Source organism: Amycolatopsis dendrobii (genome assembly GCF_014145675.1).
Taxonomy (GTDB): Bacteria; Actinomycetota; Actinomycetes; order Mycobacteriales; family Pseudonocardiaceae; genus Amycolatopsis; species Amycolatopsis dendrobii.
In genome coordinates this window covers 169,174-183,656 of sequence record NZ_JACGZW010000004.1, presented here as the reverse complement: position 1 = coordinate 183,656, position 14,483 = coordinate 169,174, and the positions used below count along the sequence as shown (strand labels likewise).

Sequence of the window (14,483 nt, the reverse complement as noted above, 5' to 3'; positions counted from 1 at the left end):
CCCAGACGCGAATCGAGGGCCCCGCGCATCTGCGCGGGGCCCTCGTCGTTGGTTTGCAGCCAGCGGCTATTCGGGTTTCGGGATCCGGGGTACGTCCTCGGCGTACAGCGGGTCCACGGCCGGCGGGTTCGGCGGTTTGTTCGGGACCGCTGCGACCACGCCGCCTCCGGCGAGCGCGCCGACGACGGTCACGATGGTGGCGAACGTGGCGGCGTCGAGGTGTACGCCCGGGATCAGGTTGATCAGGCCGAGGACGCCGGGGACAGCCGCGATCGTGAGAACCGCGGCGAGGGCCTTGCGGAACCGGGCGGCCCAGTCAGCGAGCCGCTGCGGGAAGCTGGGTGCGCCGATCGGGTCGGCGTGCTGGCCGGTCACTGGCCGGCCTCGGCGTTCGCGCCGGTGATCGCCACGGTTCCGGTGATCTTGACGTTGTTCGCGATGGCTTCGTTCAGCATCGCCTTGAGCGCGTCCGGGGTGATCTCCGGGTCCGCGGCGAGCTTCGCCACGGCCGCGGTCAGCGCGTCGACCTTCGCGTTCAGCGTGTTGATGCCTGCCTTGACCGCGAGCGCGCCGCCGTCGCCGCCGCCCTGGAACTGCGCGAGGTAGGTGTTCACGAGCGCGTCCTTGACCGACACGGTGGAGCCGTCGGCGCGTTTGCCGACGGACGCGTCGAGCAGATCGTTGATGCTGGGCATGTCGTCCTCCGTGGTGGGGATGCGGTAGACCTCGTTGATGTCGCACGGGATTCCGGCGACGGTGATCCGCTGGGGGTCGCGGTTGCGCTGCCAGAAGTTGACCCACTGCTTCTCGGCCTGGGTGGGTTCGGATCCGCAGCGCCAGTACCAGGAACCGATCCCCGCGTTGTGCACGGCGGCGAGGGTTTCGGAGAAGCCGTAGAACCCGCAGCGCGCTTGTCCGACCGCGTCGCGGAATCCGCTGGCGTAGCGGACCACGTCGTCGAGTTGGAACGCCTGCGCGTGCGCGTCGGCCGCGCAGGCGAGCCCGACCCAGTCCGGCACGCCCTGCGCCCGGGCGTCGGCGAGCGCGATCCGGCCGTAGGCGACGCCGCGGGCGTAGTCGTCATCGGTCTCGGTGCCCCACGCGTCGCCCGTCCCGGCCTCGGCGACGAGCAGCACGTTGGCCGCACCGAACTCGCTGACGAGGTCGCGGTACTCGCTGGCGACGAGCTGCTTGCCCTCGCTGCCGAGTCCGATGTAGCGGATCACGCCGGAGAACCCGGCCTTGCGCAGCGCGGCGCCGGACGGTCGTCCGGCGGAGTAGTCGGCCCATCGAGCCATGGGTCATCCTCCAGTCGTGGGCGGCGGGTAGGCGGAGGGCGGTGCGCTGCTGCCCGGGTCGACGCACGCCTTGCCCCGGTAAGTGGTTCCGTCCGGTGCGGTGATCACGGCATCGCGCAGCTCAAACCCCGACGGGCACGCGGGACCCGGAGCGCCGTCGTTGCCGTTCTTCCCGTCGGTGCCAGGTTTGCCGCGGCATTGGTCGTGTGCGTCGCAGTAGGACGCGACCGCCGAGGCCACCAGCGCGGGATAGTCCGGAACCGGTGCGTCGCGTCCGTCGTGGCCGTCGGCGCCGTTCTTCGGGATCGGGATCTTCGCGAGCACCGCGGTGGTGAGCGCGTCGAAATCCGGAGTGGTGCCGTTCGCGCCGCGGCATTGGTCGCGCAGCGAGCAGTAGTCGTCGACCGCTTGCCGGGCGGCCTGGCGCAGCGTCGCCGGATCGACCGGAACCGGCGTCGCCGCGGGCGGCTGCACGACCGGTGTCCCGCCGAGCGCTTTCACCTGCGCGGCCAGCCGCCCGACGTCGGCGCCGCGCGCGTCGCTGGTCTGCTTCAGCGCCGCGATCTCGCTGCCCTGCCCGAAAAGCTGCACCGCCAACCAGACGACGCCCGCGAGGGCGAGCAGCGCGCCGAGCCACAGCAGCCGGTGCGCGCGCCGGTCCCGGCTCTTGTCCGCGGCGGGCTGCACGATGGCCCGGTCGATCTCACCCGTCATGAGTCGTCACCTTCTCGGCGCTTGAGCAGCTCGTCGAGGAGTTCGGCGATCGCCTCGCTCCGGTCGTCATCGTCTTCGTCGTCCTCGTCCGGCCCGTCGAGCAAACGGTCGATGACCTTCTCGGCAGCGCGGCGGCGTTCGCGTTTGGAGCCGCGGTTGATGGCGTAGATGGCAGTGACGATGCCGCCGATGGAGGTGATGACGGCCGCGATGCCGGGAAGCAGCGAGGCGAGATCACTCAACTTCGCCCCCTTTCGTGCACAGTGGACGGTCGCGCCGTCAGTTGGAAACCGGCGAGTACGCGGCGAGGAACTCGACCTCGGTGGCGAACACGCCGATCGGGTACACCCCGCCGGGAGTGCCGACGACGTACACGCCGTGATCCGACGTGATCGGGACTCCCATGCCGGGGACTCCCGGGTACTGCAGGGATCCGTCGGCGGCGACGAACGCGCCGTGCACGAACTCCCCGATCTCGGCGACGTTTGTGCCGTCCCAGACGGCGTACTGCAGTTTGGGGAAGGCGAAGGTGCTCACGTGAGGACGCTCCTAGAACGGGAGGGGCAGGCCGTTGTCGATGTAGTACTGCGCGGCCGAGACGCCGTAGCAGCGTGTCGGCGAGACCTGGATGGTCTGGGCCGCGGACGTGTTGGTGACGAGCAGGGACGCGGTCACCTGGTTGGCCATCGCGCTGGCAGGCAGCAGCAGTGTGGAGCCGATGTAGAAGTTGCCTGTCGCGCCGGTGGTGAGCGGCCCGTACACGGTCCCGCCGTTGTAGGCGATGCTGAACCGCCAGCTCACCAGGCCAGTGCCTCCGGTGCGCACGAGCGCGCCGAGCCGCCATGCCGGGTTGTAGGCGAAGAACTGTCCGGTCGCGACCGAAGTCTCCGCGCCGGTGCCGAATGGATTGAGCCCTTGCCCGTAGAAGTCCGGGGCGAGCCAGCCGGTGAGGCTGGGGTGCGAGATACCGTACCCGGCCAGCTGGTCCTGCGCCCACATCGAGGCTCCGGCCAGGTCCAGCATCCGCGCGGCTTTGCCGTTGTACGTGGTCGAGTAGAACGTCTCCATAATCGGCTGCCCGGATCCATTCAGGATCCGGACCTTCGCGCCGCCGGACGGGTCGGCCGGGTCCGGCAGCACTTCGAAATCGGGCGTCCCGTTGTGGCCGATGGAGAACGGGAATTTCGATTGCCGTGTCAACGCGTCGATCTGCTGTTGCAGGTCGCGGATCCGGTTCTTGAGGAAGTCGATGCTGTCCGGGCGTTCGACCGGGTCGTTCGCGACCACGGCGCACCTCCTAGTCGGCGCGGACGGCTTGCAGTTGGTGGTCGACGCGGTCGCGCGGCGTGGATCCGCCGCGGGACACCCCGATCAACCGCCACCGGTAGTCGCCGTCCGGCAGGTAGATGTGGTCGGTCACCGAGTAGGTGGCGAAGTGGCCGGGAATGTAGCTGCTCAGCTGCGGGTCCGCGTCGGCCAGGACCGTGGCTTGCCACTGTTCGGATTGCCCGGAGGCGAGCGCGACGTTCGCTGCCGCCCATCCGTCCAGAGTGGATTGCACGCTGGCGTCGGTGTGGCTGGTGTTTATGTCGTCGGTCAAGGGCCACCCGGACGAGATCAGGTCCGTTGCGCTCGCCAGCCCGTAGAGCTGCCCGGCTTCATTCCCGCTGCCCTTGACGATCGCCCGGGTCGCGGTGGGCCGGACACCGCCCGCGAGGGCCAGGCTTGTCAGCGTGCGCCGGGAAAAGAACCTCAGGTCCACGCCGGGCTGGGTCAGCCAGGGGTTCCCGACCAGCATCCGGTGCCGGATGTAGCGCACGCCTCCCACCATGGTGAGGTAGGGCTGGAAGATTACGTCCGGGCCGTTGTCGACCTGGGTGAGCTCGCGCAGCCGCTGGCCGCCGGGCGCGATGTCGTACCCGTGATAGGTGCGGGTGTTCGTGCCGCCGGCGGCGATCGTCGGCAGATCGATCGGCAGGTTCGACCCGCTGATGAACTGCATGTTGATCTGGTGGTTCACGATCTCCCTGGCGATGTAGGGCAGCGTCCCGTTGATCGTGATGTCCACCGCCGGGTCGGTCAGCCGCTGCCCGGTCGCCGGGTTCCACGCCGCGTTGTGCAGCGCGCGCCGGTCCAGGATGTCCCAGATCCCCTTGCCCGACACCGTGAACACCGCTTCGTCCGACGAGGGCTCGTACGGGGTGATTGGCCCTGCCTGGCACACCAGGTCGCCGCGCAGCACCGCGACGCTGGTCTTGTCCGGGACGCACCACTCGCGCACCTGCCGGGTGCGTTCCGCGCCGTCGATCGGAACGGTGATTTTCCACGACCCGGCGTCGTTGATCTGGGCCGCCCACTCCGGCTCGGCCGCGAGCTGCAGATCGCGCGCGACCTTCCCGGTGACGGTGTCGTAGGCGACCGCGGCGTATTCGCGCTCGACGGACGTCACCGGCTCAGCCCGGTGTCGAACACGGCGAAGTGCCGCTTGTTCGGCAGTGCCGGGCTCACGCCGTTGTCGCCGCGGACTTGCCAGCCGCTGCCGCCGTTGCCCGCGGTGATGTAGTGCGTGATGGCGGCCCGGACCGTGCCCGCGCTGATGCCCAGCGCGGCGATGGCCGCCCCGCTGATCGGGCACGTCAGATGGGCTTTGTCGAACTTGCCGTTGCCCTGGATCGGCAGCAAGGTGCTGTACATCAACGGCGACGTGTTGGTCACGGTGCCGCCGTTGGCGATGCGCCACCCGATGCTCATGTACGGCCGGTCGGCGGTGGCCGAGATGGTGCCTTGCCAGTCGAACTGGTACGAGCGCGCCGGGTCGAACGTGAACGACGCGCCGTCGCCCACGGTCTCGGTTTGCGTGTCGAACACGCCCTCGCTGTTGTACACGGTCTTCGCGATAAGGCCCTTGGCGTAGCCGAGCGACGAGGAAAGCTCCTGCCAGGCCGTGCCGTCCCAGTACCGATGTCCGTTGAACCACGCGATGTCGCCGGGCATGTACGAGGGATCGGTGAGGCTGTCGCCCGGCAGCAGGACCCGGACGCCGCCGATCAGGCCGGTCGAGCGACGCAGGTCGGTCAGCGTGATCACGCCGCCGGTCGATACCTGCGCCCGCGCCAGGATGATCCCGACACCGCCGCCCGCGGCCTGCGACCCCACCGGTGCGGTAGCCCAGTTGGTGACCGTGCCGGTCGCGTCCGCTGTCACCGGGTCGACCGGCGTGGGTCCCGGGCTGCCAGTGATGACCTGGATCGCGACCGGGCCCTCTGCCGGGACGACGTCGCCGAGCGCCGCGTCGTAAACCCTCAGCACCACCAGATCGTTCCGCGGGTTCGTGGCGGGTGCCGGGTCGCACGTGACGTTGACCGCGGCCGGGACCCGCCACGCCGGGTACGGGCCCTGCCCTGCCCGGTTCACGATCGCACTGCCGGGCTGCACAGTCATCGTCAGTCCGGACGCGACGGTGACCCGGAAGTCGTATGCCTGCGTACCGTCCGACGCGGTCGACAGCACGCCGGAGCGGTTCGCCGACAGCGGCGCGTTCTGCGACGCGCCAAGGAAAAGGCTCTGCGCCAAGGCGCGGCCCTGCCGGGCGTTGTTGCGCTGCTGCAGGGTCCAGGCCCCGGTACCGGACGCGTTGCTCGTCATCCCGACCCCCTTCTATTCGTCGGCGTCGTGCCAGGTCGCCACGACCTGGCCCGCGCCGATGCCGGTGAACTGGACCGCCCGGGACGCACCGGGCGGGAGAGAAATGAACCTGGCGCTGCCGAGCGCGCCGGATCGGTCGACGCCGTCGAGCGTCACCGGGGTCGCGGAGAACGGCGAGCAGTCGATCCGCAGGGTCTGCCCGGCGACGATCGACCCGCTGTAGGCAAGGACACCGCCGGTGGCCGGGTCGACCAACGTCGGGTTCTGCAGCGTCGACGGCGTGCTGAACGTCAGCAGCGGCCATTCCGTTGCCATGCCGTCGTTCTGCATCGCCAGCACGTTCGTGCCCGTACCGCTGACGCCCCAGTCCAGGCCGCCCGGCGAGCCCGCCGCCCAGTCGAGACCGCCCGGAGACCCGGCCGCCCAGTCGAGGCCGTCCGCCGAGACATTCGCCAGCGTCGCCTTCGCCGATCGCTCCACTGTGGACAGCCACCGCGGGTCCGCGGCGTACAGGTCAAGCTGCCAGTCAGCGCCGCCGTTGGCGGGCCACCAGGACCACTTCCGGCCCGCTTCCGCCAGCTCGACCGTGATCTGCCGCGGCTGCACGCCGTCGTCCACGACCAGCAGCTGCTGCGAGCCTTCCGGGAACAGGCCCATGAACCGGCGGCGTGCGGCGACGAGCAGCGGCCACGACGGCTCCACCGTCGGCATGCACCAGCCCTGCAGGGACATCGACCGCCCGGCCAGATACGACCTCGAGCGGTACGCCCCGGCGCCGAAGGGCCGTTCGGTGATGTGGGTTTTGCGGCCCGTGCCGTTGCGGAGATCCGTCTCGGGAACGGACCAGCGGCACCCGGCATCGTCGGTGCCGCCGGCCGCCCACGCGCCGATCGTGTAGGTCTCCTGCATCCGGTCGGTCAGCACCACGAGAGCCCCCTCACCGCAGAATCCATGCGAGCTGGCTCGACACCATCGCCGCGATCCGGTGCGGGTCTGCCTCGGCCGTGTGGATCGTGACGTTCGGCTGCGCACCGCCCCGGCTGTCTGGCGCGGTCGGTTGCTGGATCACGATCCGCGGCGAGTACCGCTGTACCGACGCCATGCCGCCGAGGATCTGCTGCGCGACGCCTCGGAGGTCCGGGCGCCCGAACGCGGCGTTGGTGACGTCCAGAATCGCGTTCGACCGCGGGGAGTGGATCTCCCACGGGATGAACGATTCCCGCACCCTCGGGTTGTCGCCGATCAGCCGCTCCATGCCCGAAGGCACCACAGTGGCGATGTTCGGGATGTGCGGGATCACGCCACCCGCGGCCATCGGCACCACGCCGCGCGGAACGTCGATGCCGCCCTCGGCGCGCGGCCCGTACGCCCGGCTCGTGGAAGCACCTACACCGTCCACGGTGTAGGTGGTGACACCGATCCGGATCACCCGGCGACTCTGGTCAGCGACGAACGCGTCGATCTGGCTGTTCGCGGCGCCGGTCAGTGCTCCGAGGTTGGCCCAGCCCCACTTGCCGTTGGCGAACTGGATCCACGCGGAAACCTGGCCGTTGGCCGGATTGCGGTTGGAGTCCAGGGTGGTCCAACCCCACGTGCCGTTGGCCTGCCGCATCCACGCCTGCACCTTGCCGGTGGCTGGGTCGATGCGGCTGTCGGTCGAGGTCATTCCCCACGTGCCGTTGGTGCGCTCCATCCACTGGACGACCTTGCTCGTGGCCTGGCCGGTGTTGGAGTTGACGTTCACGACGGGGTGGGAGTTGTTGATGTCCTGCCGCAGCTTGTCGGCCGCCGCCTGGCCTTCCTTGGTGTCCGCGAATACCTTGAACGAGCCATCGGGGAGTTGCACGACCAGCTTTCCGAGGTCGCGCAACGCCTGCGCGGCGGCCTTGTCATCGGCGGTGATCGAGATCGACTTGCCCTCGCCGACCTTGTTCAGGTCAGCGATGAGGCCGACCAGGCGCGCCTGCAGCTGCGTGTCGCCCTTCGCGGCGAACTGGACCTCGACCTGGTCGGGCACGAGACCGAGCTTGTTTGCGAGTTCACCGGCCTGGTCCTTGGTGAGCCCGGCGGCGCGCGCGGCTTCGATGAACTTGTCCCGGGTCCGCGCCACGACGCTGCCGACCTTGCCGAACGAGACGTTCAGGCCCTCGCCGGCCGCCTGCGACTGCGCGAACGCTGCCGCGGTTTCGGTGCCCATCGCCTGCGACAAGGTCCCGAAGACGCCTTGCAGGTTCGCGCCGGCGCGGGTGAGCCCGTTGATGCCGCCGTCGCTCGAGACCAGGTCGTTGAACGTGCCCTTGAGTTTCCCGCCCGACTCCTTGATGTTCTTGATCGCTTTGTCGGTGTCGTCGAACGCTTTCGTCGACTGCGCTTGTGCCGCGGACAGGGTGTTCGTCTTGCCCGACAACTGGTCCAGCACGGTGAGCAGCGCGCTTCCCTGGTCCGCCGCGCCCTTGGTTGCGTCGCCGACCGCGGAGAGCGCGCCGGACATCACCGCGGCATCCGCGGCCGACAGTTTCAGCGTTGCACCGGTGAACGAGGTCGCGTTGCCGAGCTGCCGCATCTGCCGTTGCGCCTCGGCGGTCGCCGCGGCCTGGTCCCGGATCGCAGTGGCCAGGTCCCGCTGCCCCTGAGTCGCGGTATTGACCTTGCCCAGCACTGACAGGATCTCCAGCGTTCCCTGGACACCTGCCGCTCCCTTGTCCTGGTACTGGGCGATCGCGTCGCCGAGGTCTTTGAACCCGTGCGCTTGCTTCCCGAGCGCGAGCGTCGTCAGATCCGACGCACTGAGCCCCACTGTCTGCGCGGTCGCGAAGTCCTGCTGCGACAGCTTCCCCGCCAGCACCGAGCTGACATTCCGCTCCAGCGACTTGTTTACGCCGTCGAGAGCGGCCTTGTTGCCGGTCATCGCGTCCGTGGCGAACTGCGAGTTGATGCCGTACTCCGACATCAGATCCGCACCGGTTTTCTGCGACACGCCAAGCTGTTTCGTTGCGAGGGTGTTCGCTGCCAGCACGCGCGTGTTCTGGGTGATCGCGCCGGTCGCTGACAGGGTGCCCTTGATGTCGCCGACGGTCGCCGCGAATTCCGCGGCCTTCTTCGCCGCATCCTGCGACTTCTGGCCCCACGCGTCGAGCAGCAGGCCGCCGCCGACGAGCGCGATCCCGAGCGGGTTGAACCCGCCCGAGATAACAGACTTCAGTCCGGCTTTGAACTTGCTGTTGCCTTCCTTGTCCGCCTTGTTGAGCGCTTCCCGGAACGGCGAGGTCTTGTTCCCGGCCTCGTCGATCTTCGTCGAGAACGCGGACAGCCCGAAGCCGGTTTCCCCCAGCGAGGTGCCGAACAGCTTCGCGATGCTGTTGGTCGCGAGCAGCGACCCGCCCGCGGACCCCAGCGGCGCGGACCACGATCCCAGCCCGGACGCGAATGCACCGACCAGGTTCAGGCCGCCGCCGACGGTGCCGAGGAATGCGTCCGTCGTGGACACCAGAGTCGGCATGCCGTCGGAGGTGAGGTCGTTCGCGACGTCCAGCACCCCGTGCAGCGCGCCGCCGAACTGCGGGAGAACTTGGTGCGCGCCGTTCGCGAGGTTCGCGAACAGCGTCCCGGACTGGCCGAGAAGATCACGGGTGATCCCGCCGAGGTCCCGCATCGCGAGCCCGGCGTCATCGCTGCCCTTGGCGGCGTTGTGGAAGAAGTCGCCGAGCCCTTGCCCGGTCTGGCCCGCGAGATCACGAAACCCTTCGATGGCCGGTTCGGCCGCGTAGACCGCGTCCACGATGCCGGGCATCGCGTTCTCGGCGAAGTCGACCGCAGCACCGGTCAGTTCGCGGACCGCTGGTGCCGAGCCGCGGATCGCCGCCTGCACAGCGGGTTTCACGGCGTCCCAGCCCTGAGCCATGTCATCGATCGCGCCGGTCAGCTCGCCCGCGATCGGCTTCGCCATCTCCTGCACGTCGGCCTGGACGTGCCGGGTCAGGTCGCCGAACTGGTCCTGAACCTGCTGGTTGCTCGACGCCGCCCAGACGCCGAGCGCCGCGAACCCGCCGGCCGCGAGCGCGAGGGCACCGGTGACACCGACCGCTCCGATCGCCGCGGCCGCGGGCAGCCCGACCGACAACCCGAGGAACATCTTCGCGTCGAACATGGCGTTGGCGCGGTTCGCGACCCGGGACAACGTGTTCTCGACGCGCTTCCCCGATTTGTCGACGTCGTCGGCAGAGTCCTTCTGCGCCTTGATGTAGCGTTCGGTCGCTTCCCGCGTCCGGATGGTCGCGGCCTCCGCCTTGCGGAGAGCCGAGGCGTGTTCCTCCTCGGCCGCCGCCAGCTGCGCGACGCTGGCCTTGCCGCTCTTCCGGATCTCCGCGAGCCTCGCCTCGGACACCTTCACGCGGCCGAGCGCGTCGTCTTCCTCGTCGAGGGCCTTCCGGAGGTCCCGGCCCGCGGCCTCCAGTTCGCGGGTGGACTTGCCCGCAAGCCGCGCGTTCGCCACGTAGTCGGCGATCTTCATCCGCAGCGCTACGGAGACGGTCCGGTCAGCCATTCCGCCTCCTCAACTCCGCAGGCCACACCACCAACGCGGATGGCTGCGGCGCGTCTTCGTAGTCCTTGCGTTGCTTCTCGATCGCGGTGCAGCGATGGCAGCGATGCGGGGCACCGGCGACGTAGCTGCCCTCGTGGTCCGCATGCGTGGTTTCCGGGAGGTAGCCGCCGCATCCGGAGCAGACGAGCGCCTGGTAGTCCAGATAGGCCAGGACCATCGACCGGTCCGCCTCTGTCCATTCCGGAGCCCGGATGGTGACCGAGCGGACCAGCCTCCCCTTGTCGTCGTAGTGGTGCTCCGTCAGCTCTTGGGTTTCTTCGCCCGCGAACCGGGACGGGGAGATCCCGAGTTGGATTGCGGCCGCGATGTTTCGCCGGAGTCGGGCGTCAGCTGCGAAGCGGCTCGGCTGAAAACCGGGGAATCCCGGTGCATGCTGCCGAGAGCCCAGGCCGCGTTCGCCAGCTCGTTGTACTGGCGATTCGTGATGACATCGATCAGCGCGTCGACCTGCTTGGCCGTCATCTCCGGTTCGACCATCTGCGCGTGGATCAGCGCGGGCAGGAAGGTTTCGATGTTCGCACCGAAGTTCCCGTCGGCCGGATTGTCCTCTCGCGGCGGGTGCTCGGCCATGAGTTCGACCCACGGCGTGTGCTTGAGCGCCCGCATCCGCACCTGGATGCTGTGCTCTGCGATCTCTTCCTCAAGCGCCTTGATCGCCGCTGCCAGCTCGCGCTCGCGGTCGGTCGGCGCCATCGTGGTCCGCTCGGTCTTCGCGATCAGCAGTGCGCCGTCGAGTTCCTCGAACTTCTTGCGCAGGTCCGGGCGCAGGCACAGCGGCACGGTTTCTTCGGGCAGCGTCGCGCTGGCGATCAGGGCGTCGATGTCCACAGTGGTCTCCTCGACTCAGAAGGTTGTTTGCCTCGACTCGGGAAAGGTCCGGGCCGCCCGGGAGTCGAGGACCGGGCGGCCCGGGGTCTCAGGCGACGACCGCGTCGAGTTCGGGCGCGCCGGTGTTGTAGCCCTGGCTCATGAACTTCTCGACGCCGTTCGCTTCGGGTTTCTGCGGCCGGCGGGCGCCGAACTTCACCGGGTAGATCTCGACCTTGTCGCCGGTCGCGAACGCGGTGTCGTGCGCTACGCCGCGCCGGACCGCGAGGTAGCCGGTGAGGTCGCGCTGCAGCAGCGTCCAGGCGACGTCCTCGGCGGGGACGTCTTTGCGGACACAGGTCAGCTGGATCGTGGTCTTCGACCGGCCCGGCTGCTCGGCGTCGACCGTGTCGCAGAGCTTGGACGCCTGCACCGCGGATTCGTCGGTGGAGATGTCCAGCCCGTCGGCCATGATCAGGCACTCCAGCGACGTGCCCGCCGTCAGCTCGGCGGCGGTGGGTGCTGCGATGTTCGCGATCGACGGCACGAAACTGACTTTGTTCCGCCCGTCACTCAACATGTCGCCCACGGCGGTTACTCCTTCTTCTTGGCCGACGGGGCGTCGGCGGACTGTTCGGTTCCCGCGGAGCTGTCCGCGGTGTCGGTGGTCGACTCGTCCGCCCCGGTCGGCGGGGCGAAAGCGGCGGGCTTCGGCTTGTCGGGCACCGGCCCGTCGGCTTCGGCCCAGCCGGGGCACATTCCGGCTTCGAGCGCGGGTTTGGGCAGCGCGGCGACCGCGCCGGTCTCGTCGCAGCGGGCACGCACGAACACGGCAGCCATGGGTCAGCCCCGGAACGCGTAGAAGGACACCGACGTCGTGCTCGACGCGGTGAGGTTCACGTACCCGTCGGACTGCTTCAGGTCCGACTGGATCGGCCCCAGGACCGCTTTCCCGCCCGCGGGCACGGACACCGACGGGATCGACGGGTTCTGCTGCTGGTACTTGGTTTTGCCCGGGTCCGCGATCGTGACGGTCACCGCGGACGCGCCCGCGTTGTCGACGAGCACGTAGACGGGTGCGCCGCCGTCGCCGGGCTTGACCTTGTCCGGCCCGGCCGTGGCGGCGGTCGAGGTGAGCACGGTCCCGGCGAGTTTCGCCTGCACCGTCGTGAGATTCGCCATGGGTCAGTCCTTCCGGGACTCGAATACGTAGGTCGCCACGCCGTAGACCGGGTGGCGTTTGGTGTCGGTGTCGGTGACTTCCCGGTTCTCCCGCAGCTGGCGCGTGATCTCTTTCCGGATCCTGTTCGCGGACCAGCCGGCCACGACGGGCCGGACGCCGAGGACCCGCGCCCGGGTTTGGTCGACCACGACGAGCGCGGAGGCGGTGGTGAGCCCGACCGAGGTGACCTGGAACCGGTAGGTGGCTTCGTCGGGGTCTCCGCAGAGCTTGGTCGCGTCGTCGTCTCCGTCGTCCATCCACAGCACCGCGTACGGGTACGCGGGCTGGTCGGGGACTTGGCCGTCGTAGACGGTGAACGACGGCGAACCGCCCTGCAGCAAACCGAGGATCGCGGCGTGGTGGTCGGCTACGGGGCCCATCAGAGGATGTCCTCGGCGACGTCGGCGATCGCGTCCTCGAACCGCGGGATTTCCTTCTTCAGCGGCGCGTTCAGGTCGAGCACGCCCGCGGTCTTGTCGGTCCCGAAGTACAAGAGGTTCCCCAGGTCGCCCTGAGTCGCGTCCTTGTCGGGCCCGATCTCCGCGCCGAGGCCCTGGTCGGTGACGTCGTAGCTGATCGACCGGTAGAAGTAGGGGTACGTCGGGTGCCCGACGGCGTCCGCGCGCAACCCCTTCTTGATGTTCACCGCGCCTTTTTCGACGACCTTCTTGAACTTCGGCAGCGTCTCGGCGGGCACTGCTTCGAGGTCCCGCGCCAGCTGGTCCACTTGCGACATGTCCACGTCAGCCACGGGCACCTCCTGAGGGTCAGCCGGTGATTTCCTCCACCTGGCACCGAAGCGCGGTTTGCAGGGTTTTCCGGTCCCCGGAACGGATCCGGAAGATCCGGCCGACGTTCACGGGGTCGACGGACGCGGTGATCTCCGCGACCAGCCCCGTCCCGACCGCCTCGGTTCCATCCACGGGCAGGTGCAGTTCCATCGGGACGACAGTCCATTGGTGTTCGCCCGCGTCCGGAGTGGACGGGAACACCGATTTCTGGGCTTGGATCTTGCATTTCCCGGTGTAGACCGGGTCCCCGTACGCGGGGGTGACGACGCCGGTGTCCGGGTCGGTGGTGTCGCCGGTGACCGCGCGGATCCGGCAGGTGTCGAGCATCAGCGCCTCGGCGGCGCGGCGGCCGCGGAGGGTGGCGCCGTAGGCGGTCACCGGGTCTTCACCACCGATGCGCCGCCGCCGAAGCGTGCCCGCAGGCGTCGGCGGGTGGCGTCGGGCAGTTCCATCGGCCCGGCCAGCCGCCCGGCGGCGGAGGCGTCGAACTGGACCGAGTAGTCGTCGATCCGTTCGGCGGTCTGGTCGCCGCGGGAGGCGTAGCCCTCTTCGGCGCGGTGGAGCGCGAACCCGACCATCGAGCAGACGAGGTCGACGATGTCTCGCGGGACGTCGACCAGGCCGCCGGTGATGGTGAGGGTGACGTTCGACGCGCCGCCGCACGTCCGCCAGCCGCGGGCCCGCCACAGCCGTCCCGCGCGGAGATCCCAGTCGGTGACCGGGACGTCGTCGAGGAGGACGTTGGAGACTGCGGTGACGGGCTGGCCGGGCAGCGACAGCCATTGGTCGGGTTCGCCGACGATGGTGACGGTGAAGGTCCCGGCGGTGATCGGCACGCCGGCCGCGTCCCGGACGGCGTCGCTAGCGGAGCCGAGGAATTCGGTCACCCGCGCGGTGTTGGTGGTGTCGATGCCGCGGTTGTTGAGGTTGGCCACCGTGGCCAGGTCGGGCAGTGCCACGGCGGCCTCCCTCTTCTACTGTGCGTTGGCGCGGTCGATGAGTTCCTGCTTGGTTTCCGCGTCGGCTTCGCCCTCGTCGAGGCCGAGCGCGGCGACCGCGTAGGCGACCCAGTCGGCCTTCGGCGCGGCGACCGGCGGGCGGGTGACCGCCACCGGCTCGTCGTCCTCGTCCTCGGCGGGCTCGTCGTCCTCTTCGGACTCGTCGCTCTCCTCGGGTTCGGACTCGTCCGGTTCGGCCGGGCCGGTTTCCTCCGGCTCGTCCTTCTCGGATTCGCCGGTGGTCTCCTCGACGTCGTCGGCCTGCTCGTCGGCGTCGATGTCGTAGCCGTGGCGGCGGAAGTAGTTGAGGTGGTGGGCGTCGTCGCTGTGACCGACGCCTGCCACGAACTCGACTTCCCCGACACGGCCGGTGAATTCCGGTTCGGGCGCGTAGATCGTGGCCAT

General features: G+C 69.3%; 20 protein-coding genes. All 20 read right to left on the bottom strand.

What is annotated here, in order from left to right:
- Nucleotides 1–66: 66 nt before the first annotated feature.
- The 20 genes from H4281_RS12790 to H4281_RS12695 all read right to left on the bottom strand — a co-directional run bounded on the left by H4281_RS12790 (nt 67) and on the right by H4281_RS12695 (nt 14,483).
- Complete coding sequence (locus H4281_RS12790) at nt 67–375, bottom strand: hypothetical protein (RefSeq protein ID WP_182891102.1); 309 nt, start codon at nt 373–375, stop codon at nt 67–69.
- Entirely contained in the window at nt 372–1,298 is a 927-nt protein-coding gene (locus tag H4281_RS12785) for a glycoside hydrolase domain-containing protein (RefSeq protein WP_182891101.1), read from the bottom strand. Before H4281_RS12785 ends, H4281_RS12790 begins: the two co-directional genes overlap by 4 nt.
- Nucleotides 1,299–1,301: 3 nt before the next feature.
- Nucleotides 1,302–2,012, bottom strand: a complete 711-nt coding sequence (locus H4281_RS12780; RefSeq protein ID WP_182891100.1) for a hypothetical protein — start codon at nt 2,010–2,012, stop codon at nt 1,302–1,304.
- Nucleotides 2,009–2,254, bottom strand: coding sequence for a hypothetical protein (locus H4281_RS12775; protein ID WP_182891099.1), 246 nt, complete (start codon nt 2,252–2,254; stop codon nt 2,009–2,011). Before H4281_RS12775 ends, H4281_RS12780 begins: the two co-directional genes overlap by 4 nt.
- Nucleotides 2,255–2,291: 37 nt before the next feature.
- Nucleotides 2,292–2,549 carry a hypothetical protein gene (locus H4281_RS12770; protein ID WP_182891098.1) on the bottom strand — a complete coding sequence of 86 codons (258 nt, stop codon included), beginning with the start codon at nt 2,547–2,549 and terminating at the stop codon, nt 2,292–2,294.
- Between the two features lie 12 nt (nt 2,550–2,561).
- The gene (locus tag H4281_RS12765; RefSeq protein ID WP_182891097.1) at nt 2,562–3,299 is read right to left on the bottom strand and encodes a hypothetical protein; all 738 of its coding nucleotides are present in this window, start codon (nt 3,297–3,299) and stop codon (nt 2,562–2,564) included.
- 10 nt (nt 3,300–3,309) lie between these two features.
- Nucleotides 3,310–4,461, bottom strand: a complete 1,152-nt coding sequence (locus H4281_RS12760) for a hypothetical protein (protein ID WP_182891096.1) — start codon at nt 4,459–4,461, stop codon at nt 3,310–3,312.
- Complete coding sequence (locus H4281_RS12755) at nt 4,458–5,657, bottom strand: hypothetical protein (protein WP_182891095.1); 1,200 nt, start codon at nt 5,655–5,657, stop codon at nt 4,458–4,460. The genes H4281_RS12760 and H4281_RS12755 overlap by 4 nt, the downstream gene beginning before the upstream one ends.
- A gap of 12 nt (nt 5,658–5,669) precedes the next feature.
- Complete coding sequence (locus tag H4281_RS12750; RefSeq protein WP_182891094.1) at nt 5,670–6,584, bottom strand: phage tail family protein; 915 nt, start codon at nt 6,582–6,584, stop codon at nt 5,670–5,672.
- Nucleotides 6,585–6,594: 10 nt separating this feature from the next.
- Nucleotides 6,595–10,200: a hypothetical protein gene (locus H4281_RS12745; protein ID WP_182891093.1), complete on the bottom strand. Its 3,606-nt coding sequence runs from the start codon at nt 10,198–10,200 to the stop codon at nt 6,595–6,597.
- Nucleotides 10,193–10,417, bottom strand: a complete 225-nt coding sequence (locus tag H4281_RS12740) for a hypothetical protein (RefSeq protein WP_182891092.1) — start codon at nt 10,415–10,417, stop codon at nt 10,193–10,195. Before H4281_RS12740 ends, H4281_RS12745 begins: the two co-directional genes overlap by 8 nt.
- An 83-nt stretch (nt 10,418–10,500) precedes the next feature.
- Complete coding sequence (locus H4281_RS12735; RefSeq protein ID WP_182891091.1) at nt 10,501–11,088, bottom strand: hypothetical protein; 588 nt, start codon at nt 11,086–11,088, stop codon at nt 10,501–10,503.
- 88 nt (nt 11,089–11,176) lie between these two features.
- Nucleotides 11,177–11,647, bottom strand: coding sequence for a phage tail tube protein (locus tag H4281_RS12730; protein ID WP_446680386.1), 471 nt, complete (start codon nt 11,645–11,647; stop codon nt 11,177–11,179).
- A 14-nt stretch (nt 11,648–11,661) separates the two neighbouring features.
- Nucleotides 11,662–11,907 (bottom strand): hypothetical protein, encoded by a 246-nt coding sequence (locus tag H4281_RS12725; protein WP_182891089.1) that lies wholly within the window; start codon nt 11,905–11,907, stop codon nt 11,662–11,664.
- Between the two features lie 3 nt (nt 11,908–11,910).
- The gene (locus tag H4281_RS12720; RefSeq protein WP_182891088.1) at nt 11,911–12,249 is read right to left on the bottom strand and encodes a hypothetical protein; all 339 of its coding nucleotides are present in this window, start codon (nt 12,247–12,249) and stop codon (nt 11,911–11,913) included.
- 3 nt (nt 12,250–12,252) lie between these two features.
- Nucleotides 12,253–12,669: a gp17 family tail completion protein gene (locus tag H4281_RS12715; protein WP_182891087.1), complete on the bottom strand. Its 417-nt coding sequence runs from the start codon at nt 12,667–12,669 to the stop codon at nt 12,253–12,255.
- Nucleotides 12,669–13,040, bottom strand: coding sequence for a hypothetical protein (locus H4281_RS12710; RefSeq protein ID WP_182891086.1), 372 nt, complete (start codon nt 13,038–13,040; stop codon nt 12,669–12,671). The genes H4281_RS12715 and H4281_RS12710 overlap by 1 nt, the downstream gene beginning before the upstream one ends.
- Nucleotides 13,041–13,056: 16 nt before the next feature.
- Nucleotides 13,057–13,458: a DUF6093 family protein gene (locus H4281_RS12705; protein WP_182891085.1), complete on the bottom strand. Its 402-nt coding sequence runs from the start codon at nt 13,456–13,458 to the stop codon at nt 13,057–13,059.
- Nucleotides 13,455–14,039 carry a hypothetical protein gene (locus H4281_RS12700; protein ID WP_182891084.1) on the bottom strand — a complete coding sequence of 195 codons (585 nt, stop codon included), beginning with the start codon at nt 14,037–14,039 and terminating at the stop codon, nt 13,455–13,457. The genes H4281_RS12705 and H4281_RS12700 overlap by 4 nt, the downstream gene beginning before the upstream one ends.
- Before the next feature lie 15 nt (nt 14,040–14,054).
- The gene (locus tag H4281_RS12695; RefSeq protein ID WP_182891083.1) at nt 14,055–14,483 is read right to left on the bottom strand and encodes a hypothetical protein; all 429 of its coding nucleotides are present in this window, start codon (nt 14,481–14,483) and stop codon (nt 14,055–14,057) included.

Coding starts and splice junctions, on each gene's coding strand:
- H4281_RS12715 (WP_182891087.1), bottom strand. CDS start 12,669: ATGGGCCCCGTAGCCGACCACCACGCCGCGATCCTCGGTTTGCTGCAG.
- H4281_RS12725 (WP_182891089.1), bottom strand. CDS start 11,907: ATGGCTGCCGTGTTCGTGCGTGCCCGCTGCGACGAGACCGGCGCGGTC.
- H4281_RS12730 (WP_446680386.1), bottom strand. CDS start 11,647: ATGTTGAGTGACGGGCGGAACAAAGTCAGTTTCGTGCCGTCGATCGCG.
- H4281_RS12695 (WP_182891083.1), bottom strand. CDS start 14,483: ATGGCCACGATCTACGCGCCCGAACCGGAATTCACCGGCCGTGTCGGG.
- H4281_RS12720 (WP_182891088.1), bottom strand. CDS start 12,249: ATGGCGAATCTCACGACGGTGCAGGCGAAACTCGCCGGGACCGTGCTC.
- H4281_RS12780 (WP_182891100.1), bottom strand. CDS start 2,012: ATGACGGGTGAGATCGACCGGGCCATCGTGCAGCCCGCCGCGGACAAG.
- H4281_RS12740 (WP_182891092.1), bottom strand. CDS start 10,417: ATGGTCCTGGCCTATCTGGACTACCAGGCGCTCGTCTGCTCCGGATGC.
- H4281_RS12755 (WP_182891095.1), bottom strand. CDS start 5,657: ATGACGAGCAACGCGTCCGGTACCGGGGCCTGGACCCTGCAGCAGCGC.
- H4281_RS12785 (WP_182891101.1), bottom strand. CDS start 1,298: ATGGCTCGATGGGCCGACTACTCCGCCGGACGACCGTCCGGCGCCGCG.
- H4281_RS12745 (WP_182891093.1), bottom strand. CDS start 10,200: ATGGCTGACCGGACCGTCTCCGTAGCGCTGCGGATGAAGATCGCCGAC.